The following is a 22,445-nucleotide window of genomic DNA, read 5'->3' on the forward strand; positions in this document are numbered from 1 at the left end:
CTGCAAAAATTACACGTTTGAAGGTTCTCAAATCTCATATCTCCAATCTCACATCTAGCTTCCTAATGATACCCCACATCATCCAACTTCCCTTTAAAGACCCGGAATTGAATGATAAAGTAGATGACTACCAACAAGAATGCTATTACAAACCAGTTTAGACCTACCGAAAGACCGTATTCATGTGCGGCGACGTTGTAGACCGTTAAGGATGGATTGACGGCATTGGTGGATGGTAATACATTTGGAAATAGCGAGGCGACCGTAGTGGCGAAGCTTCCTAGAATAAATAAGGTGGAAAAAAGGAAACCCATTCCATCTTTCTTGAATTTCTTGATCCAGAACTGCCCTATCAACCCTGTTCCGGCAATCACAGGAAAAATCCATAACCAAGCATGCCCTATCAGGTTATTGAGCGGAAATGGCTTCACGTATTGCCATAAGCTAGCTGTAAGCACAACTAAAAAAGTAAGGGCAATATTCAATTTAAAAATGATGCCTTTCAATCGTTGATTCAAGCCTGTTGAGGTCTTCAGGATGATCCAGTTGGCACCATGTATGGTGAGTGTAAATATGGAAACTATCCCCAGTAAAATCGTAAACCAGTCAATGATTCCATGAACATCGGACATTGGATCTAATGTAGGGTTCCACAATTGCAGGAAGAAATAGTGGGGTTCTTGTGTCGAAACGCCATTCTCCACCATTCCTAGATTCACTCCACGGACAACATTGCCCAATGCTGCCCCAAAGAACAAGGGCAGAAACAGGCTCGCTAGACCAAAAGCTTTCTCCCAAAACCTTTCCCATAATTTATTGTGTATCTGTCCACGCAGCTCCAAACCTATCGCCCTAAAGATCAAAAACCAAAGCACCAACATCAGGGGCAGATAAAAACCACTGAATGCCGAAGCATATAAAGTTGGAAAAGCAAAAAACAATACCCCACCCGAAGCAATCAACCAAACCTCATTGGCATCCCAAAAAGGACCGATTGCATTTCGGATGGCAGCTCTCTCCTTATCCGATTTCGCAAATAACAAATGGACAATACCGGCTCCAAAATCATACCCATCAAGAACCACGTACATACCCAACATAAATACCAAGATGATATACCAAAACATTTCCATAAGCTATGATTTTAATGCTAAATGAGTTTCCGGACCCTTCCTGATGATTTTCAATACCAGCATCAAGAACAACAGTCCCAATAAAATATACAAGCCAACAAACCCCAATAAAGTAAACAAGGTATTTCCCGAAGATACCGTCGGCGAAACGCCATCGACCATTCGCATGAGATTGAAGACCAACCAAGGCTGCCTGCCCAGTTCTGCGGTATACCAACCTGCCGTATTGGCGATATAAGGAAATGGGATCGTGAACATCAATACCCATAGGACCCATTTAGTTTGAAAAAGCTTTTTTCGCCACAAGAGGAATGCGGCAATTATCATGATTCCTATAAAAATGGTCCCCAAGCCTGCCATAATATGGTAACTATAGTATAAGCCAGGAACGTTTGTTGGATGAATATCCCCATCAAATTCATTGAGGCCCTTTATGGTGGCATCCCAACGTTGATAGGTCAAGAAACTCAAAACCTTAGGGACAGCAATCTTATTGTCCAGCTTTTTGTTCTCCATATCTGGTTGTCCAATCAAAATTATCTCTGAACCACCGGTTTCAGTCTCAAAGATCCCTTCCATCGCGGCGAAAGTAGCGGGCTGGTGCTTCACCACGTTCTTTGCCAACATATCCCCAGTTGGAAAGGCGACAGCAATCGAGGCGATCAAACCAAAAACAACGCCCGTCTTTAAGAAGATCTTTCCATATTCCGCATGCAGGTTGCTCAACAGATAGAACGCCCCTACTGCCGATACAAAGAATGCTGAAGTGACCAATGAACCGGCCTGATTATGCAAATAAGAAGGAAGTAACCAAGGATTAGTAAATAGAGCAGAAAAATTATTGAGCACAAATTTTCCGTTTTCCAGGATCTCATAGCCTACTGGATGCTGCATCCAGGAATGGGTCGCCAGAATCAAGTATCCCGAGGCCCAAGAGCCAATAAAGACCATCAATCCCGCCACAAAATGGAGCTTATGCCCCAAGAGCTTCTCCCCAAAAATAAACATTCCTAAAAACGACGACTCCAAGAAAAAGGAAAACATCCCTTCCATGGCTAATGTCTGTCCAATGATCCCGCCGGTCAACTCCGAAAACTTAGCCCAATTGGTCCCGAACTGAAACTCCATGGGTATCCCGGTCACCACACCCATCGCAAAATTGAGCGCAAAGATCTTCATCCAAAACTTGGAAGCATCATTATAGATGATATTATTGGTACGAAGGAATTTCCACTTGAAATAAACGATCATGAGCGAAAGCCCCATGGTCAATTGTGGAAAGAGATAGTGAAAGGTAATGGTAAATGCGAATTGCAGACGGTTGTAGAGGATCATATCTTCCATAAGACATTCTGTTTTGTGGTCGAACTTTCCTTAAAATTAAGGCATTACAACTGCAAATCAAACATATTTTAATAAAATACCATATTTGCCTGAATTAAGTCTTTTTGATGAAAATTTCTTAGCTGAATGCGTCAACAGGATTCCATTGACGTTAGTCTTCTAGGTACTTATCCCCGATTTGTTTATTGGCTTTAGCACCTAAGGTTTTTAACTGTTCGATCTTCCGGATCACATTTCCTGAGCCTGAGCTGAGTTTTTTCATGGCCTCATCATGCTTATCCGCCGCTTTCTGGATCATCCCCTGCAATTGATCCATATCGTTCAGGAAACCGACAAATTTATCATACAGCAATCCAGCCTCCTTAGCGATCTCCAAAACATTCCTGTTCTGCCGTTCCTGTTTCCAAACGCTTGCTATGGTCCTCAAAGTTGCCAATAAGGTAGAAGGACTGACGATCACCACGCGCCTATCCCAAGCCTCACTGAACAGTTCGGGCTTAAAGTTAACCGCTAAACTTAAGGAAGATTCAATTGGGATAAACAGCAATACAAAATCTGGCGATTGAATCCCATACAAGGAATGGTAATCCTTGGCAGAAAGCTCCCTCACATGGTTCTCAATGGATTGCACATGCTGTTTTACAAATATTACCCGGTCCTCTTCGGTATCTGCATTGACAGCCCGTTCATAGGCAACCAGCGATAATTTGGCATCCACGACCAAATGCTTTTCGTCGGGTAAATAGATTAGGGCATCGGGTTGAAACCTTCTGCCGTCCGCTTCCTGAACTGAAGCCTGAAGTTTATATTCCTGGTCTTTGATCAGACCAGAACGTTCCAGTACACGCTCTAGAATAACCTCACCCCAATTCCCTTGCTTCTTATTATCTCCTTTTAACGCCTTGGCCAAGTTATTCGCTTCATCCTTGATCTGCATGCTCTGTTGCATCAACTGCTCCACCACACCTTTCAAAACATTGCGCTCTGCTGATTCCTGTTGGTAGGATTTCTCCACCTTCTCCTCGAAGGTTTTGATCTTCTCCTTCAATGGATCCAATACCAAGGAGATATTCTGCTGGTTCAACTGGGTAAACTTGAAAGACTTCTCTTCCAAAATCTTATTCGCCATGACCTGGAACTCATTGTTGAACTGCACTTTCATGTTTTCCATTTCCTGCCGCTGCTCCGCAAATTTTTCCTGTTGGGCTTGCAGATAAGCATTGGTCCCTTCCAAACTCCGTTCAACACTTTGTCTCGCCAGGCTTTCCTCCTTCATTTCCAAAGACAATCGATCTCGATCGGCCATCAAGATCCTTTCCCTTTCCTGAATTTTAGCAAATTCAACCTGAAGATCCTTAGAAGCATCCAATGCCCTATTATGCTCCTCCCTAGACACGGCTCTAGCATTGCGCCATACAAGAATGGCACAGATAGCAACCAAGACAATTAGGGAAACAAGGTAGATGACTTCCACGCTATTCAGATTTTTAAAAATACGATTATTGAAGTTTTTGATGGGTTTTCCACCATAGATCCGGCATCTCACCGCCTACTGCCAATTGATAATCCTCATAACGGCATGGCACTAGATAGAAACGCTCATTGACAGATTTCGAGCCAAAGTATGGAACCTGCATCCACCAGCGGTCTGATTTCTTGCTCTTCACAAAAACCAACTCATAGTCTTCAGCCTCCAAGGTCGTTCTGTAGATGATATAATTTGATTTTGGATACATAGGTGCATCCTTTTTCCGACTGTAGAAACCATCGACAAAACACCAGATCATCTGCGCAATCAGCATTCCGGTCTGGCCCATAGGATCAAAAGTCGGGTTGTATTCATAGATCCCAAAGGAGCTACATTTATCCGACATCCCTGCATACCTAGCCAATTGACAAGCCTCATCACCATATAAACCATTTGGCCCCGCATTCGCATTTCCACAGGCCTCTGAAGCACGGATAGCACCAATATCAAAACTCACCATGTCAGCCGAACGGATAATAGGTTCTGCTTGGTCTAGTTTACCTGAAAAGCTTCCCAAGCGCATGGCATTGAAAAACAACTTATCGTACATATTGATAGACTCCTTGCTCACCAAGTAAGTTTGAAAGCCAATATTGCTTAGATTGAACAGATAGTCTGGCTGATGCAAGATCAAATGATTCAGATAGGTCTGCGAATTCAAAGGCATATCCTCGGCATTCTCCTGATCCAAATCAAACCTTGAATCGATCACCGCAACATCTACACGTTGTTCCAGGTTCTCATAGGAGGTATATTGTGCATAGGTCAGGTCCTGTCCGCCGCCAATTAGGATCGGAAGGATATCCTTTTTCATCAATTCTTCCATCACCAATTTCACAGCCACGTAGGTATCCTTAACCGTTGCCCCTGCCTTGATATTCCCAAGGTCAGCAACCTTCACCGTATAATCTCCTTGATAAAGATCATAAAGATGCTTCCTGACCATGTCTGGCCCCTTTTGCGTACCGTTATTATTGACCGCTGACCGCCCCTCTTCTACCCCAAAAATAGCAATCTGCGGATAGCCCGTTTCCTCATCCCATTGCGGAAAAACATCTGTATATTTTTCGATGGAATGACCGAATTGCGAGTTATAATATTCTGTTGGAAGACCTAATTCTTTTAGGGAGATGGGTGATAAAAAATCAGCTAAAGTCATATTGATTGTCTAATTCCTCAAATTTTATTGAGTTTATCCTATTGTATTTAGCAAATATGCATTTATTAACTTACTTTTGAACTACATAATTTTTCAACAATAAGTTAGGAAGTGATATTAGTAACTGGCGGAACAGGTTTTTTAGGGTCTACATTATTGCAGTACCTCATTGATGAGGGGCATAGTGTGATTGCTTTGAAAAGACCGACCTCCATTATCCCTGACCACTTAAAGTCCTCATCCCTCATTCAATGGGTAGACGCTGAGATAACCGATTACTTCAGCCTCGAGGATATCATTCCCAAAGTCGATCAAGTTTATCATTGTGCTGCTAAGGTTTCTTACCAAAAGGAAGATGCCGCAGAGATCATAAATACAAACGTTGAGGGTACCAAACACATTGTCAACCTCTGCTTGGAACACCAAAAAAGGCTACTCCATGTCAGCTCGATTGCCGCATTGGGATTCAGCAAAAAAGGACTTCCGGTAACCGAGGATGACAAATGGGAGTTCAACCCTAAAATCTCCAAATATTCTTTAGCGAAATACGATAGCGAAATGGAAGTCTGGAGAGGCATGGCCGAAGGTTTGGACGCAGTGATCGTCAATCCGTCCGTTATCATGGGAATTGGCTGGGGAGAAAAGGGTTCCCGTGCCATTTTCAACATGGTCAACAAGGGGAACAAGATCTATCCTTTGGGTTCAGTCGGAATCGTCGATGTTACCGATGTGGCCAAGATCATGATCCTCCTGATGAATTCAGAAATTTCTGGCGAAAGGTTCATCCTGAACGCCGAAAATATCAGCAACCAAGACTTATTGACCAAGATCTCTGAATTGATGAAAAAGCCAGCTCCCCATATCAAGGCAACCTCGTTGATGCTTTCGGTGGCTTGGCGACTATCAAAACTTAGCGCTATGCTCAGCGGTAAAAAACCAGCTTTGACCAAAGAGTCTGCTCGGGCAGCCAATAGCAAATTACAATACGACAATTCCAAAATTAAGGAAAGGTTGGGCTACACATTTAAACCTCTGGACCAAACCCTGAGGGAAGTTTGTGAAGCCTATTATTTATAAAAACAATCTAAACTCAACATACAGTGAAAAATTATTACATCATAGACTTCGATAGCACTTTTACCCAAGTCGAAGCCCTAGACGAATTAGCAAGGATATCCTTAGAAAACCATCCTGACCAAGAAAAAATTTACAATGAAATCGAGCGCTTCACCAATTTGGCGATGGAAGGCAAGATCTCGTTCCGTGAAAGCTTGGCAGGCCGGGTAAGTTTATTGCAAGCCAATCGTCAGCATTTGGACAAGCTGATCGCACACCTGAAAAAGAAAGTTTCCAAATCCTTCAGCAGAAACAAGGAATTCTTTAGGGAAAATTCTGAAACCGCATGGATCGTTTCTGGTGGATTCAAAGAATTTATCACGCCTGTCGTGAGCCCTTACCATATCAAAAAGGAAAACATCTACGCAAATACCTTCAAATTCGACGCTGACGGAAACATTATCGGTTATGATGAAGCTAACCCCCTTTCTGATGAAGGCGGCAAGGTAAAGCTCTTAAAACAACTTAATATCGACGGCAGGATCTTCGGTATTGGTGATGGCTATTCCGATTTCCAACTGAAAGAATCGGGCTTGATCGAAAAGTTCTACGCATTTACTGAAAATATCTCTAGACAATCTGTAACCGACAAAGCGGACCATATTGCTCCAAGTTTTGATGAATTCCTCTATGTGAATGATCTACCAAGGGCTATATCCTATCCGAAGAACAGGATTTTATGTCTTATTGTAGGCGATGTACCTGAAATCGCGGCACATATCTTAAAAAGAGATGGATTCTCTATCCGTGTCAAGGAGACTCTAGAAGAGAAATATGTGAAGGATGTAGGTATGTTATTGCTGGGACATGGAGAAACCATTTCCGATGAGGTACTTTCCAGAGCAGACAAATTGAAAACCATCGGTTACCTTGGCGATGTCAAAGGACATATCTCAAAAGCCATCTGTAATGAAAAAGGGATCGTGGTTTTTGATGATAAAAAGAACAAAAAGAGAAATGCGGAATTTATTCCTCGCCGTATGGCTGATTTCATCAATAATGGCGATACAGACCAAAGCAGGAATTTTCCTAACCTAACTCTTCCAGGGCTGACAAGAGCTCACCGTCTATTGCATATCCATAACAATGTACCGGGTATTATGGCGCAGATCAACAAGATATACGCTGAAAATAACATCAATATCTTTTCTCAATTCTTGATGACTAGAGGGGAAATAGGTTATGCGGTAACTGATATCGATGCTGCTTATGATAAACAAATGCTCAAGCAATTGAAGCAAGTCGATAACACCATAAAATTTAGGATTTTATACAAGTAAAGAAAGTTTTTGTCTAAAAAGCATGGATAAACTAATGTTTTGGGTTTTGCCAAAACCGAATGCCGACAATAGCATTACAGGGAGTAAATAACGAAAATTGTTTATTTAGCTTTTTAGACAAACTTTCTTTTATTTTCAGGAAACAACAGACCGAAAATGCCTGAACTATCCCTCTCCATATTTTGTATTCAAGCCTAAGCTCAAATTAATTTTAGCTATCTAATATACTTTTAACGCTGACGAGTATTATAAAATTGTATTTATTATGCTAATTTTTCTATTAGCGAAATTTAACAACACTTAAAAACAATATGTTTTTCCGGGAGTAAAAACCAATTCAATCGGAACATCCCACTCACCAATATCCTCAATAAGGGCAACGGGAGAAAAATAGGAAATCCCCGTTCTTAAAACGGAAGAATTACAGCTTGCAAAAAAGCGATCATAGAAGCCTTTGCCATAGCCTATCCGGTTCCCAAACTCATCAACCACCAATAGTGGCGCCAATACAGCCTCAATCTTCAATGTATCAATTTCTATCGCATCGACCGGTTCGGGAATACCCCAAGCATTCGGAACCAATTGAGTATCCTGATCAAAGATATAATGCTTGAGCTGATGGGTCTCGAAGTCAGATTTTGAAATCACGATCTGGGTATGGGGATAATGCTCCCAAATCCAATGGATAAACTTCATGGTGTCATATTCCTTGAATTTGGCAATTGCTAGATAACAATGCAAGTAGGTAATCTTGGACCAATCATAAGCGCACAACTCTCGGAAGATTTGCTGATCCAACTCAGCCACTTCGGCATTGGTCAGTTCATTCCGTTTCTGTTTATATGCCGCCCTTAACTCTACTTTTTTCATACTTGGATAAAAAAAACGGCCTTGAAGCATGGGAGCTAACAAGACCGAATAATCAACCTAAACCTAAGATCTTATTTTACACGTTCCATGTAATCACCTGTACGTGTATCCACTTTTACTTTATCACCTTGATTAATGAACAAAGGAACACGGATTTCTACGCCAGTCTCTACAGTTGCACTTTTCAATGCATTCGTCGAGGTATCACCCTTCACTGCAGGTTCTGTATAGGTAATCTCCAATTCCACACTTGCAGGAGTCTGGGCCATAATAGCCTCTTCACTTTCAAATGCCACGATTACGTTCATTCCTTCTTTTAAGAAACGAGCTGAATCCCCAAATAAAACTTTTGGGATATTGAATTGTTCGTAGGATTCATTGTCCATCACCACGAAAAAATCCCCGTCTTCATATAAATATTGGTAGTCATTCGTCTCTACACGAGCAATTTCCACCTCTTCATCTGTTCTAAATCTGTATTCTACTAATTTTCCAGTCTTAACATTACGCATTCTTGCTTGATAGAATGCACGCAAGTTTCCTGGGGTACGGTGAATATATTCCTCTACCGATACTAATTCCCCATTGAAACGAAGTATATTTCCACTCTTAACGTCTGAAGCTTTTGCCATATTTTTAATAATTTCTTTCGCAAAAATATAAAATCTCTTCCATCTTTCCAATGAAAGACAAGTCCTGCCCTACTTATAACTCATGATCTGCAACTGCTCATCACAGAAGTTATATTCATGCTCCTGATTGGACCCGATCACCAGAATACGGTCTGATTTGGTATGCTCGATCAAGTTCAGGTACCAATGTTCGCCCTCTTTATCCAAATTGCTTGTAGGTTCATCCAAGAATAACAATTTACTTTGAGAACAACAAGCTAAAATCAATTTTACCCTTTGTTTCATCCCCGATGAAAAGTGTCGGATATCTTTTTCAAACGTGTTTTTCGCAAAACCCAAGGTTTCTTTGATGCGTTCAATATCATAACCCGGTAGGAAGGTTTTAAACTTGAAATGAAAATCTAACATTTCATTCAAGGAAAACTCCTCGATCAGCTCTACATAGGGCGCAGCGAGGCTTATCTTTTGGAAAATCTGCTCAATTTGCTGCTCCTGACCGCCATCTTCAAACTTCAGTTCTCCTTCGCTCGCTGTTAAGGCACCTGTGATCACTTTGATGAGGGTGGATTTCCCAGAACCATTCGGCCCGAGGATAGCATAGCTCTTTCCAAAAGAAAAGGTATAATCGAGTTGTCTAAAAATCCATTCCCTATTATACCTCCTACCAATATCTTGTAAAATTATATTCAAATAATCGTATTATTTAAGTTTATATTCCAGATCTGCCTTGACCAAATCCCTTTACCACTCCACGGTTTGATGCTCGCACAAACCCAAGGATCTCATCCCGAAGTTCGGTAGCCTTAAACTCAGCTTCCACAATATCCAATGCCTTACCTAGGTTACTGTGCTGTACAAATAGAACCCTATAGATGCCTTGGATCTCATTGATCTGCTCGTTTGTGTAGCCTCTTCTTCTCAATCCCACGGAATTGATACCCGCATAGGAAATAGGCTCCCTCGCTGCTTTGATATACGGAGGAACATCCTTTCTGACCAAAGTACCACCGGTCACAAAGGCATGTGAACCGATTTTACAGAACTGATGTACCGCAACCATACCCGCCAATACAACGTAGTCACCTACGGTAATATGGCCAGCTAAGGTACTGGAGTTCGAAAAGATGCAGTTATCACCAATAAAACAGTCATGTGCGATATGACTATAAGCTTGGATCAAACAGTTCTTACCGATGACCGTACGGTATCTGTCCTTTGTTCCTCTATTGATGGTCACACATTCACGGATGGTCGTATTGTCGCCAATCTCCGCCGTGGTGATCTCACCTTCAAACTTTAAATCTTGGGGTTCTCCGGAAATAACAGCTCCAGGGAAAATCCTACAATTTTTTCCAATTCGTGCACCATTCATAATGGTTACATTCGAGCCTATCCAAGTTCCCTCACCAATCTCAACATCCTTGTGGATGGTCGAGAATGGTTCAATAACCACATTCTGTGCAATCTTTGCCTCAGGATGTATATATGATAATGGTTGAATCATTCTTATTAAATTATCCTTTGACCTTTACTATTTGGGCCATTAATTCTGCTTCACTTACCACCTTGTCACCTACCATACCAACTCCTTTCATTCTCGCAATTCCTCTACGGATTGGCTCCAATAACTCACAAGTGAAAATTACGGTATCCCCTGGTACCACTTGGTTCTTGAATCTCGCATTTTCGATCTTCAAGAATAAAGTCAACCAGTTTTCTGGGTCTGGGACAGTATTCAACACCAATATACCACCTGTTTGTGCCATCGCCTCGATCTGCAATACCCCAGGGAATAAAGGTGCGCCTGGAAAATGACCCATGAAAAGGTCCTCGTTCATCGTTACGTTCTTCAATCCTACCACGTGGGTCTGCGACAGTTCCAAGATCTTATCGATCATCAAGAATGGCTGACGGTGTGGTAAAATATTCATGATTTGAACCGTATCGTAAACTGGAGGTGTATTCGGGTCATAAACCTTTACATTCTTTTTATTCTTTTCACGTTTGATTTGCCCTTTAATGCGTTTGGCAAATGCTACGTTGGCTGCATGTCCAGGACGCGCTGCCATAATATGGCCTTTAATAGGTTTTCCTACTAAAGCCAAATCACCGATCATGTCCAATAACTTATGTCTTGCCGGCTCATTTTGGTATCGCAATGAAATATTGTTCAAGATACCCTCCTGTGCCACTTCAACGCGTTTATGGAATAGATCCTGTAATTTATCCAATTCACCTTCCGATACTTCTTTATCTACTATAACGATGGCATTGGACAAATCGCCACCCTTAATTAAATTTTGGCTTACCAAAGCTTCCAATTCATGTAGGAAACAAAAAGTACGAGATCCAGCAATCTCTTTGCTGAATTCATCCAGATCACTGATCGATGCATGTTGACTTCCCAAAACCGGAGAGTTGAAATCGATCATACAAGTGATGCGATAGCCATCAACTGGCATGGCAACAATTTCTACCTTGTTTTCTGGATCGGTATAGTGAATATTATCTGTTACTTCAAAGAAATCACGGTCTGCATCTTGATCTTGAAATCCTACTTCTTGGATTTTCTCGATGAAAATGGCCGAACTTCCATCTAAGATCGGAACCTCAGGAGCGTCGATCTCAATCAATACGTTATCTAATTGCAAGCCTACCAATGCTGCCATCAAATGTTCGATGGTACTTACAGAAGCTCCGTTTTGAGAAATTGTAGTTCCCCGTGCAGTGTTGCTCACATTATCAACATCCACACTTACAATTGGTTGACCATCTAAATCTACTCGTTTGAATTTGTACCAGTGGTTTTCTGCAGCCGGTTTCAAAGTCACATTCACTTGCTTACCGGTATGAAGACCCACGCCCGAAAAATGGACGTCAGATTTAATGGTTCTCTGTTTTACATTCATATCTAACATTAGTATTTTGCAAAAAAATTATCTTGTAAAGTTAGCTATTATTTTTTTGATTTAATTGCCTTTCTAACTCCGCAATGCGTTTTTCAAGCTCCGGAAGCTTGGAATAAAGCACCTGCGAACGCAGCTCATTGCTGTATGGAAATGCCGGACTTCCGCCCCATTTCTTATTTTCTTCCAATATCGATCGGTTGATGCCAGATTGAGCCTGTACCTGACTGCCTTTGGCAATGCTGATATGGCCAACCACACCTACCTGTCCCCCTAAAACCACATTCTCACCAATCTTGGTACTCCCGGAAATTCCGGTCTGCGCTGCAATAACCGTATTCGATCCCACCTCCACATTATGCGCGATCTGGATCAAGTTATCCAATTTAACGCCTTTCAATATCCTTGTAGAACCTAAAGTTGCTCGGTCAATAACCGTATTTGCACCGATCTCTACATCATCTTCAATAATGACATTCCCTATCTGCGGGATCTTCTCATAAGAACCGTCCTCTTTTGGAGCAAATCCAAAACCATCGCTCCCTATCACTGATCCAGCATGGATGATCACCCGATTTCCAATGATGCAGTCTTTATAAACCTTTACCCCTGGTAACAATACGCTATTGTCTCCAATCTTGACATCATCGGCAATGTACACCTGAGGATAGATCTTCACTTGGTTCCCGATCACTACATTCTTTCCAATATAGCTGAATGCCCCGATATAAGGATTCTGCCCAATGCTGGAAGACTCATGTATGTAAACTTGTTCATCGATTCCACTTCTATCATTCCTCATTTCATCATATAGCTTCAACAATTCTGTAAAAGCAGTATATGCGTTTTTCACTCGGATAAGAGTAGATTTCACAGCTTTCTGCAAGGTCAGATCCTCATTGATCACTATAATCCCCGCCTCTGTATCGTATATAAAGTGTTCGTACTTCGGATTCGCCAAAAAAGTCAAGCTCTTAGGACCAGCCTCCTCAATTTTGGACAACTGATCTACTAAGGTCTCAGGATTACCCTCTACCTGTCCTTTTAATAATGTCGCTATTTGTTCCGCGGTAAATTGCATTAAGTAATACTTGTATTTGTTTATTTGTTAATAATCATTTGTTGATCGGAAGAAACCCTGCCTATCTCCTTAGGATAGGTTATTGCGTATTTCTCCACTCTTCTAGATAATGACTCAATATTTGATAAATCTGAAGCTTCAGCTATATCCAATAATTGCCCATCTTTCATCATCACACAGATTTTGGTCTCCGATGAATCATAAGCATTATTTCCAATAACCTGTTGATACAACAAATAATCTAAATCGTCTTGATTCACATCAAATCTTTCCTTCAACCTTCCCTTCAATTCCGACACATATTCTTCAGAGAACGGCGTATTGCTTAATTCCGTGCGGAACAATTCTCTGCGGAGAAGTTTAGAACATAACATACTCAGTATCTGATCGTCATGGTCTGCCCAAATCTTGATCGCTGATAAAATATCCGTGTCATCTAAACGAGTAAACCATTCTAAATGCGACTCGTTTGAAAGAAAAGTCTCTTTATCAATCTTGTTGTTCAGGAAATGATCCAATGCTGGAGTAGCAAACAATTTTACTCCTTTATTGCTCAGTTCTTTGGCTCTTCCCAGCGCTTTGATCAACATCTGTTCGGCAGTGATGACTGTTTTGTGCAAGTATACCTGCCAATACATCAATCTCCTCGCTATCAAAAACTTTTCTACCGAATAGATCCCTTTCGCCTCCACCACCAACTCATCATCCTTTACGTTCAGCATTTTGATAATCCTATCAAAAGAAATCACGCCTTCAGAAACTCCTGTAAAGAAACTATCTCGGTTCAAGTAGTCCATTCTATCGGTATCCAGTTGGCTAGATACTAATTGATGCAAGAATTTTCGGTGGTATTGATCGTTGAAAATGGTTATAGCTAAATCTAATCGTCCTGAAAACTCTTCATTCAACTTGTCCATCAATAGAGCTGAAATCAACTCATGTGACACACCTTCAACTAAGGTATGCTCAAGCGAATGTGAAAAAGGTCCATGCCCAACATCGTGCAGAAGAATGGCAGCCAGAGCAGCTTCCTCTTCTTTTTCCGAAATCGACACATCCTTTCCTCTTAAGGTCTCGATGGCCAAGCTCATCAAGTGCATAGCGCCTACAACATGCTGAAAACGAGTATGCAAAGCTCCCGGATAAACCAAATGAGTCATGCTCACTTGTTTGATATAACGCAGCCGCTGCAAGTATGGATGTTGAATCAGGTCATAAATAAACCCCGACGGGATCGTAACAAAACCGTAAACAGGATCATTTATTATTTTCTTCTTGTTCAAATGCCTAAATAGTGATTAAAATCTAGCCTCACCCACTTGTACTATACAGTATATTATGGCTAAGATACGGGCAAAGATACATACATGGTACTTAATAAATGTTAAAAAAAATCCAAAAAGGGTCAATTTTTCAGTAAATACCTAGATTCCATTACAAGGATCCTAATTTCACAAGGATATTCCTGGATAAATTCGATTAAATAATCCCTAAATATCCTGCTATTTCCTCCTCCAACTCCAAGATAATCAAAGCTTAACAAGGGATTTACCATCCTAATTTCAGGATATTAAACCCCTACTTTCATTAATTATCATTACAAATGCTTGCTTTGTCACAAGACCTATTTTTTTCACCCTTAATTACCTGCTTTATCCTCTTCATTTCCCTGAATCTTGGTTGGATTTCGGGATTTTTCTGACCACATCCTTCGGACCTGGCTTTGACCTCATTCGAGACACATTCGGAAAATTCCGAATGTGTCTCGAATGAGGTCAGAATATAATCCAAAAAATCAAGCCTTTAGGATAACCTCTCAAATACAGATAAAACCCGGCATGCATCCTTCCTCACAGACCGATTCGCTAATATTAATAACGAAAAGACAACAGCAAATCCCTTTAAAAGCTGTAAATTAGCTTTTCTAAGGATTGATACATGCAGAAAATACATATACTTTGGGCTGATGATGAGATTGAGTTCTTGAAACCACATATCTTGTTGTTAGAACAGAAAGATTATAAGGTAAAAACCGTTAATAACGGCTCTGATGCTGTTGAGGCTTTTCAAAACGAACCCTTTGACCTGGTTTTCCTCGATGAAAATATGCCTGGATTAACCGGTCTGGAAACCTTGGACAAGCTGAAAGCCATCAATCCTTCGATACCAACCGTATTGGTAACCAAGAACGAGGAAGAGCATTTGATGGAAGATGCCATAGGTGCCAAAATCGATGATTACCTGATCAAACCGGTTAACCCAAAACAAATCTTATTGACCATCAAGAAGTTCACAGAAAACAAACGCTTGGTTTCTGAACGGACTTCCATGGCTTACCAACAAGATTTCCGCGAATTGGGGATGCGCATGAACGATAACCTCAATTTCCAGCAGTGGGTAGATGCTTATAAAAAACTACTTTACTGGGAACTCTCTTTAGAAAAGTTGGAAGATGCAGGGATGCATGAGATCTTGACCATGCAGAAATCTGAAGCCAATCTACTCTTCTCCAAATTCATTGAAAAAGAATATCTCAGCTGGATAAAGAATCCAGAAAATGGACCAACCCTATCCCATCAACTTTTTAAGAAGAAGGTATTCCCAAAAATGGAAGCTGAAAAGCCTACCTTTTTCTTTTTGATCGACAACTTAAGGTACGATCAATGGAAAGTCATCAATGAGGTGATGACTGATTATTACCGCGTGGAGGAAGAGGATAGCTATTACAGCATCTTACCTACCGCAACTCAATATGCTAGGAATGCCATTTTTAGTGGTCTGACCCCTTTGGAGATGGAAAAGCGCTTTCCAAAAGAATGGCAGAACGATGATGATGAAGGCGGCAAGAACCTCTACGAGGATGTATTCTTGGCGGACCAAATTAAAAGGGTCTATCGAAAAGATATCCGACACAGCTATACCAAGGTCATAACGATGGAACAAGGCAAGGATGTCTTGGAAAACATCAACAAGTATATGCATAATGACCTGAACGTACTGGTCTATAACTTTGTGGACATGTTATCTCATGCCCGCACGGATATGGCCATGATCAGGGAGTTGGCTAATGATGAAGCGGCATACCGTTCCTTGACCTTATCTTGGTTTGAGCACTCCCCATTATTGGATGTTCTGAAATGGCTTGCCCAAAAGAATGTTCGGGTCATCATCACAACAGACCATGGCACTATCCGTGTCAAGAAACCTAGCAAGATTATTGGAGATAGGAATACTAACACGAACTTAAGGTATAAGCAGGGCAAGAACCTAAACTATATTGACAAAGATGTTTTTGTGATCAAGAACCCACTGGAAGCTCAGTTACCACGTGTTCACATGAGTTCCACCTATGTTTTTGCGAAGGAAGACACCTATTTTGTCTATCCAAACAATTATAATCAGTTTGTACATTATTTCAATGGCACCTTCCAGCATGGGGGGATATCCTTGGAAGAAATGATCATTCCATTCATCACCTACAGTCCAAAATAATAAAGCAGTAAAAATGGAATATAGAGTTGCGAACACAGAAGGCCTAGCGGCTGCAGCAGCATGGCTCATTGAAAACGCAGGTGAAAAAAGAGTATTTGTTTTTCAAGCACCTATGGGAGCCGGAAAAACGACTTTTATTAAAGCGATCTGTGCTTACTTAAATGTAACAGACAGCACATCAAGTCCCACCTTCTCTATTGTCAACGAGTATCACACGGAGAATGGTCCAATCTATCATTTTGATTTCTATCGATTGAAAAGCGAACAAGAGGCTTATGATCTAGGTTATGAGGAATATTTCTATTCCGGGGACTATTGTTTTATCGAATGGCCGGAGAAAATCCCGAATCTGATTCCGGAAGATGCTGCGATCGTTAAAATAGAAGTTGCTGAAGATCAGAGCAGAACTATCTTTTTGAAATAATTTTTATTTCCGTTGCAACCCTTTTAGGCTGAAGGGCGTCTTTACAATAAACCAGATCACACATTGGAGCCTAATAAAGTTATACATATATGGGAGAGGTGCAAGTCCAGAGAGAGACAAGCTCAATCGGAACTGTACCAATACTTTTCACCGAAAATGTATGCTTTATGTTTAAGGTACGCCAAGGATCAAGATGAAGCAGCTGATATTTTACAGAACGGTTTCATTAAGGTTTTCAATAAATGTGAGCTCTATGAGGGCAAAGGTTCTTTGGAAGGATGGATACGCCGGGTCATGGTCAATACAGCGATTGAAAGTCACCGCAAGAACAAGGTGCATTTTCTTTCAACGGATGAACTTAGCGGGAAGGAATTGGAACAAGCTGGTACTTTTTCATTAAATCATTTGGACTACAAGGATTTATTGGCATTGATCAAAAAGCTACCCATGGGCTACCGTACGGTTTTCAACCTGTATGCCATCGAAGGCTACAACCATAAGGAGATAGCGGATATGCTGGACATCAGCGAAGGCAGTTCGAAATCTCAACTTTCAAGAGCAAGAGTTTGGCTGAAAGAGCGCATTCAAAAAATGGAGGAATTAGGAATATGAAAGATCAAGAAATAGACAAATTGTTTTCAGATGGTCTTCGGGATCAAGAAATAATACCGGAAGCATCCATCTGGCAAGGCATTGAAGCCAAACTTGATGAGGAAAAAATCGTTCCTTTGAGAAAGAAAAGCACTGTTTACGTTTGGATGATTGCAGCCTGCCTGGTCTTAGCATTAGGATTTTCTATCAAAATGTTCCTGTTCCAGGAGAACACATCGGTTGAAAGCACTCCAACCCTAGCGCAACAAGAGGATCCGATGGAAGAAGTCATAGCTAAACCAATTGCACAGGCCCCAATTCCAGTTGAAAAAGAGATAGCTGAAGCACCTACACCAGTAGCATCAAAAGCAGAAAGCCAGAATAATGAGGTTCTTCTTGATCAAACTCCAAGAAGGCCAGCGAAAAACCTGGCCCTAGCAAAGGTTGAAAACCCAGAGCGAGAAAATATCACATTGCCTACTCCAGCTTTGAATGTAGTGACCACAATAGATATGGATGATATTGATGAGAAACCGGCAGATTTAGTTGCAGTAGAAGTAGCACCTATCCAACCCTTGGTCAATATAATCGAACATGAAGAGGTCATGTATGCCGAGGCAAAAAAAGAACCTAAGAAAAAACAAACCATATTCACGAATATCCTGAACACGCTATCCGAAAACTTAAACCCTTCGAATAAGGCTGTAAAATTCAGTTCGGACGAGGAAGGAACCATTACGGTAGATTTATTTAACAGCATCGCAAAAACCAGAAGATAATATGAAAATTAGACTTTTTTCAACACTCATCCTTGCATTAGGCTTGATTAGCTTTTCTGCATCTGCTCAAGAAAACAACGAAAAAGAGAAGAAAGACAGCACCAATAGCAGTAGCCATGATTTCTCTTTTACCCTTGGCAAGGAAGACAAGGACAATGGGGAAAAGGACAGCAAAGAAATCCAATACCCTAGAGCGTATGGTGGTTTAACCTTTACAAGGATAGATTGGGGATTTTCAAGACTTTCAGACGACGGTAGTTTTACACTGTCTGAGCAAAATCAATTCTTGAGCTATAAAAAGGCTTCTAATTTTGGCTTTGATATCGCACAGTTTGGTTTAAGGTTCAATGATAATTTTAAGGTTTACCTTTCTGCTGGTTTTGAATGGAATTATTGGCGCCTGAAACAAAATGTCCTGCTGTTGGAAAATGTAACGCCATTGACCTATGAGCCTTTGGATGATGATGCAAACTATTCGAAAAATGTTTTTACTTCCACTTACTTGCGCCTTCCGCTTTCATTTGAATTGAGAAGTAGACAACTGAACAATGGAAAAAGGGTAAAACTTGCTTTTGGAGCAATGACAGGCATATTATTGAAAGGAACACAACGCTTGAAGAGCGATGACAATGGAAAGCAGAAGTTCAAGGATACCTATAACTTGCAGACATTTCAATATGGTCCATTTATCCGCATTGGCTATGACGATTTTGGCTTATTTGCCAAGTATTATATGAATAATCTTTTTGAAAAGAGCCCAGCCCAAGAGGGTGTTAAAAACATTGCTTTTGGATTGACTCTAGGTTTTTAATAGTAAAAACGATTCGTAAACTGTATTTTTGTGTCGGGTTCAAAAGATCCGACATTTTTTATGGCGCAACAATCTAACTCTTGTCAATATATTTTTTCTGATGTTCAAAAACCTAACCTTCCCTTAATCCATGGGGAGAATGTGTCTGCAGTTTTTGAAGGCAACCTTATCGTGACTGCGGTAAATCAGGTAAATTTTGGTATTGAGGAAGGCAAGATTACGGCGATCATCGGCGAATCCGGAAGTGGCAAAAGCACCTTGCTGAAGTTGATTTACGGCCTATTGGAGCCCCATACGGGAGAGATTAGATATAGAGGTTGGCTGGTTCCCACCCGAAAAGACAAATTGATCCCGGGACATGATGCCATGAAATTAGTCTCCCAAGGCTTTGATGATTTAAATCTTTATGCCAAGGTATGGGATAATGTGGCCTCCCAACTCTCCAACACCAACCTGGAGCTGAAAGCTAGGAGAACACAGGAAGTCCTGGAACAATTGCGCATCGATCATTTGGCACAAAAAAGGGTTGCCGATTTAAGTGGAGGCGAAAAGCAACGTGTCGCTATTTCCAGAGCATTGATCAATGATCCAGAGGTATTATTAATGGATGAGCCCTTCAACCAAGTAGATGCTGCCTTTAGGGATGAATTGCAACAGGATATCCAAAATATTGTCAAAAACACAGGCTTGACTGTTATTTTGGTTTCTCATGATCCAGCGGAAGTATTGGCCATGGCAGACTTTCTATTGGTGATGAAAGCAGGAGAAATAGCCGATTACGGGAATCCATCGGTTTTATATGCTACGCCAAACACACCCTATACAGCTAGATTATTGGCGAAGAGCAATGTATTGACCCCCGTCGCTGCCAAAATCTTGGATATAGAAACCCGCTCCTTAATTTCTATCCTGCAGGAAAACGTCAGCTATGAAATCAATGCGGACGGAAAGTTCTGGATCAAGGATATTAAATTCAGAGGCTTCTATAATGAGGTTATTCTCGGAAATGACGAATTAACCTTGCACATGGTTCAATATCCAAAAGTTGAAATCAAAAAAAATACGAGAATCAATATCCTCGTATCTTCCTATCATCAATTTCAATAGAAATATCTTTTATCGATTTACGTTCTGCAACCATTCCATCATGGCTGCAAACCAATCTCTATTATCGGTTTTATTGACCAATCCGAATCCATGCCCTCCTTCTTCGTAGGTAAAGATCGGATTTGGAATATTATAAAGTCCTAAAGAATCTTGGTACCTGTAACTATTTTCAATAGGCACGACCTTATCATCCTTGGCACTCATCAGGAAAGTAGGTTGGTTGTTTTTATCCACTTGTTTTTCCAGGGAGAACAGTTCAACATCTTCAGCCATAAAATGAGGACCTATCAGGTTGTTTTTGGAACCTTGATGGGTGATGGTAGAATCCATGGAGATAACGGGGTAACACAGCACCGAGAAATCAGGTTTCAAGTTTGCTTGTTCAAGAAATTCCGTTTGGGGTCGGTCATAAAGGTTGGAAAGTGTAGCTGCTAAATGTCCTCCTGCGGAGAAGCCAATGACTACTACCTTTTTATTCGGGTTTTCCGCTCTGATCTGTGCCATGGCATATTGGGCGTCTTGAAGTGGTCCAAAACGTTTGTCTTCCATAGTTTCCACTTTTGGAAGCCTATAAAAAAGCACATAGGCAGAGTAGCCCAAGTCGTTTAGCCTTTTTGCTACATCATGACCTTCGTGGTTGATGGCCACACCGGCATATCCACCACCTGGAATTACCAAGAATACCAGATCCTCTTTTTCTTGATTGGCTTTATGGACGTATAATTTAGGTTTATCCAATTCGTCGAGGGAATCAACTATTAATTTAGACTTTGGAATTTCCTCGTTTCCATACAAATATCTCATTTGCCCAGTATCTTGGGCTTTGGTATGCCATGCAATCATGCTTAAAATAAAAAGGATTAGGTATTTTCTCATCGTTTATAAGTTCGCCATGACGATCAGGTTCAGGTCCTTGCAAGGCAACTGGAACTTCTCGCTCATGTCTTTGTTAGTTAGATTTCCGTGATATAAATAGATGGCACTTCGTATGCCTTGATTAGCCCAGATCATATTGTTCATTCCTCCTGCCTCGCCAATCTCGATCAAGATCGGAGTGAAGATATTGGTCAGGGCATAAGTGGCGGTCCTAGCAACTCTAGATGCAATATTGGGAACACAATAGTGGATGACATCATATTTCCTGAAGGTAGGTTTATCATGATTGGTCACTTCAGAGGTTTCAAATACCCCACCTTGATCAATACTTACGTCTATCAGAACAGAATTAGGTTTCATCTTGGAAACGGTGTCCTCAGAAATCAAACATGGTGTGCGACCGTTCTTTGCTCTTACTGCTCCAATCACCACATCACAGGTTCGAACAGCTTTATTGAGGACAATCGGTTGGACTACGGAAGTGAAGACGCGGCTGCCTACATTGCTCTGTAGACGTCTCAACCTATATACCGAGCTGTCAAAGACCTTGACCTGTGCACCAAGTGCAATGGCAGTCCTTGCAGCAAACTCCCCAACGGTACCAGCTCCAATAATGACCATTTCTGTTGGCGGAACACCAGTAACCCCTCCTAACATCAAGCCCTTGCCATCAAAAACATTGGAAAGGTATTCAGCGGCGATCAATACGGAAGTCGCTCCGACGATTTCACTCATGGCACGGACAACAGATAGATGTCCACCCTCATCTTGTAAATATTCGAAGGAAAGCGCGGTGATCTGTTTTTTCATTAAGGCTTTCAGGACTTCAATCTTCATCAAGGAAGGTTGTTGGGAACTGAACAAAACCTGCCTGTTCTTCATCAGTTCCACCTCTTTCAAGGTAGGACTGGAAATCTTAATGATTAAGTCTGCTTTATAGACTTCTTTTTTATCGTATACGATACGGGCTCCTTGCTCGCTATAATGATGGTCTTGGAAATTGGAGGCATCACCCGCTCCAGTTTCAATAATGATTTCATGACCATTTTCTACCAACAACCCAACAGAGAGTGGCGTCAGTGCAATTCTATTTTCTTGGAAGGTATTTTCTTTAGGGATACCGATAGTTAAACTGCCTTTTTTTCTGTCTTTCGAAAGCAAAGCTTCCTTAGGTTGTAGTACTCCTTCTTGAGCTAATTTAGATACATTTATCATTTACGTAAATATAATGCAAGTTAAAAATACGCAATAATATTTCAACAAATAAAGCTTAAACGATTATATTTGGTTAAAATTAAAATAATAAACTTTAATAA

At 41.0% G+C, this 22,445-nt stretch carries 21 protein-coding genes; 8 read left to right on the top strand and 13 right to left on the bottom strand.

What is annotated here, in order from left to right:
* Window positions 1–62: 62 nt before the first annotated feature.
* From cydB to ACK2WI_RS16655, 4 genes are all read right to left on the bottom strand, one after another.
* Window positions 63–1,133, bottom strand: a complete 1,071-nt coding sequence (gene cydB / locus ACK2WI_RS16640; protein WP_409151636.1) for a cytochrome d ubiquinol oxidase subunit II — start codon at window positions 1,131–1,133, stop codon at window positions 63–65.
* A 3-nt stretch (window positions 1,134–1,136) separates the two neighbouring features.
* The gene (locus ACK2WI_RS16645) at window positions 1,137–2,477 is read right to left on the bottom strand and encodes a cytochrome ubiquinol oxidase subunit I (RefSeq protein ID WP_409151637.1); all 1,341 of its coding nucleotides are present in this window, start codon (window positions 2,475–2,477) and stop codon (window positions 1,137–1,139) included.
* A gap of 151 nt (window positions 2,478–2,628) precedes the next feature.
* Window positions 2,629–3,951 carry a DNA recombination protein RmuC gene (gene rmuC / locus ACK2WI_RS16650; RefSeq protein ID WP_093101124.1) on the bottom strand — a complete coding sequence of 441 codons (1,323 nt, stop codon included), beginning with the start codon at window positions 3,949–3,951 and terminating at the stop codon, window positions 2,629–2,631.
* A 25-nt stretch (window positions 3,952–3,976) separates the two neighbouring features.
* The gene (locus ACK2WI_RS16655) at window positions 3,977–5,164 is read right to left on the bottom strand and encodes a formimidoylglutamase (protein ID WP_093101078.1); all 1,188 of its coding nucleotides are present in this window, start codon (window positions 5,162–5,164) and stop codon (window positions 3,977–3,979) included.
* A gap of 111 nt (window positions 5,165–5,275) precedes the next feature.
* On the opposite strand from ACK2WI_RS16655, the gene ACK2WI_RS16660 reads away from it, so the two are divergent.
* On the top strand, window positions 5,276–6,241 hold the full coding sequence (locus ACK2WI_RS16660) for an NAD-dependent epimerase/dehydratase family protein (protein ID WP_093101079.1): 966 nt from the start codon (window positions 5,276–5,278) through the stop codon (window positions 6,239–6,241).
* A gap of 23 nt (window positions 6,242–6,264) precedes the next feature.
* Entirely contained in the window at window positions 6,265–7,560 is a 1,296-nt protein-coding gene (locus ACK2WI_RS16665; RefSeq protein ID WP_093101081.1) for an HAD-IB family phosphatase, read from the top strand.
* 300 nt (window positions 7,561–7,860) lie between these two features.
* Here the strand turns inward: ACK2WI_RS16665 and ACK2WI_RS16670 are convergent, their stop codons facing one another.
* From ACK2WI_RS16670 to ACK2WI_RS16700, 7 genes are all read right to left on the bottom strand, one after another.
* On the bottom strand, window positions 7,861–8,430 hold the full coding sequence (locus ACK2WI_RS16670; RefSeq protein ID WP_313367497.1) for a 5-formyltetrahydrofolate cyclo-ligase: 570 nt from the start codon (window positions 8,428–8,430) through the stop codon (window positions 7,861–7,863).
* A gap of 71 nt (window positions 8,431–8,501) precedes the next feature.
* Window positions 8,502–9,062: an elongation factor P gene (gene efp, locus ACK2WI_RS16675; RefSeq protein WP_093101084.1), complete on the bottom strand. Its 561-nt coding sequence runs from the start codon at window positions 9,060–9,062 to the stop codon at window positions 8,502–8,504.
* A 69-nt stretch (window positions 9,063–9,131) separates the two neighbouring features.
* Window positions 9,132–9,752, bottom strand: a complete 621-nt coding sequence (locus tag ACK2WI_RS16680; protein WP_409151638.1) for an ATP-binding cassette domain-containing protein — start codon at window positions 9,750–9,752, stop codon at window positions 9,132–9,134.
* 19 nt (window positions 9,753–9,771) lie between these two features.
* Window positions 9,772–10,566, bottom strand: coding sequence for an acyl-ACP--UDP-N-acetylglucosamine O-acyltransferase (gene lpxA / locus ACK2WI_RS16685; RefSeq protein WP_093101087.1), 795 nt, complete (start codon window positions 10,564–10,566; stop codon window positions 9,772–9,774).
* 10 nt (window positions 10,567–10,576) lie between these two features.
* Entirely contained in the window at window positions 10,577–11,971 is a 1,395-nt protein-coding gene (locus ACK2WI_RS16690; protein ID WP_175486360.1) for a bifunctional UDP-3-O-[3-hydroxymyristoyl] N-acetylglucosamine deacetylase/3-hydroxyacyl-ACP dehydratase, read from the bottom strand.
* 40 nt (window positions 11,972–12,011) lie between these two features.
* Window positions 12,012–13,049 (bottom strand): UDP-3-O-(3-hydroxymyristoyl)glucosamine N-acyltransferase, encoded by a 1,038-nt coding sequence (gene lpxD / locus ACK2WI_RS16695; protein WP_093101090.1) that lies wholly within the window; start codon window positions 13,047–13,049, stop codon window positions 12,012–12,014.
* A gap of 20 nt (window positions 13,050–13,069) precedes the next feature.
* Window positions 13,070–14,332, bottom strand: a complete 1,263-nt coding sequence (locus tag ACK2WI_RS16700; protein WP_409151639.1) for an HD domain-containing protein — start codon at window positions 14,330–14,332, stop codon at window positions 13,070–13,072.
* Window positions 14,333–14,987: 655 nt separating this feature from the next.
* Here ACK2WI_RS16700 and ACK2WI_RS16705 point away from each other — a divergent pair.
* From ACK2WI_RS16705 to ACK2WI_RS16730, 6 genes are all read left to right on the top strand, one after another.
* The gene (locus ACK2WI_RS16705; protein ID WP_409151640.1) at window positions 14,988–16,541 is read left to right on the top strand and encodes a PglZ domain-containing protein; all 1,554 of its coding nucleotides are present in this window, start codon (window positions 14,988–14,990) and stop codon (window positions 16,539–16,541) included.
* Window positions 16,542–16,554: 13 nt separating this feature from the next.
* Window positions 16,555–16,965 (top strand): tRNA (adenosine(37)-N6)-threonylcarbamoyltransferase complex ATPase subunit type 1 TsaE, encoded by a 411-nt coding sequence (gene tsaE / locus ACK2WI_RS16710; protein WP_409151641.1) that lies wholly within the window; start codon window positions 16,555–16,557, stop codon window positions 16,963–16,965.
* A gap of 63 nt (window positions 16,966–17,028) precedes the next feature.
* On the top strand, window positions 17,029–17,577 hold the full coding sequence (locus ACK2WI_RS16715) for an RNA polymerase sigma factor (protein WP_409151642.1): 549 nt from the start codon (window positions 17,029–17,031) through the stop codon (window positions 17,575–17,577).
* The gene (locus ACK2WI_RS16720; protein ID WP_409151643.1) at window positions 17,574–18,335 is read left to right on the top strand and encodes a hypothetical protein; all 762 of its coding nucleotides are present in this window, start codon (window positions 17,574–17,576) and stop codon (window positions 18,333–18,335) included. Before ACK2WI_RS16715 ends, ACK2WI_RS16720 begins: the two co-directional genes overlap by 4 nt.
* 1 nt (window position 18,336) lies before the next feature.
* Complete coding sequence (locus ACK2WI_RS16725; protein WP_409151644.1) at window positions 18,337–19,146, top strand: outer membrane beta-barrel protein; 810 nt, start codon at window positions 18,337–18,339, stop codon at window positions 19,144–19,146.
* 60 nt (window positions 19,147–19,206) lie between these two features.
* Window positions 19,207–20,253, top strand: coding sequence for an ABC transporter ATP-binding protein (locus ACK2WI_RS16730; protein ID WP_409151645.1), 1,047 nt, complete (start codon window positions 19,207–19,209; stop codon window positions 20,251–20,253).
* A 9-nt stretch (window positions 20,254–20,262) separates the two neighbouring features.
* Here the strand turns inward: ACK2WI_RS16730 and ACK2WI_RS16735 are convergent, their stop codons facing one another.
* Together ACK2WI_RS16735 and ACK2WI_RS16740 are read right to left on the bottom strand one after the other, a co-directional pair.
* Complete coding sequence (locus ACK2WI_RS16735) at window positions 20,263–21,129, bottom strand: alpha/beta hydrolase (protein WP_409151646.1); 867 nt, start codon at window positions 21,127–21,129, stop codon at window positions 20,263–20,265.
* Window positions 21,130–21,132: 3 nt separating this feature from the next.
* Window positions 21,133–22,344 carry an alanine dehydrogenase gene (locus ACK2WI_RS16740; protein WP_313367506.1) on the bottom strand — a complete coding sequence of 404 codons (1,212 nt, stop codon included), beginning with the start codon at window positions 22,342–22,344 and terminating at the stop codon, window positions 21,133–21,135.
* Window positions 22,345–22,445 lie beyond the last annotated feature (101 nt).

Origin of the sequence: Sphingobacterium sp. BS-2, from assembly GCF_046161205.1 — a bacterium.
In the GTDB taxonomy this organism is placed as follows: domain Bacteria; phylum Bacteroidota; class Bacteroidia; order Sphingobacteriales; family Sphingobacteriaceae; genus Sphingobacterium; species Sphingobacterium mizutaii.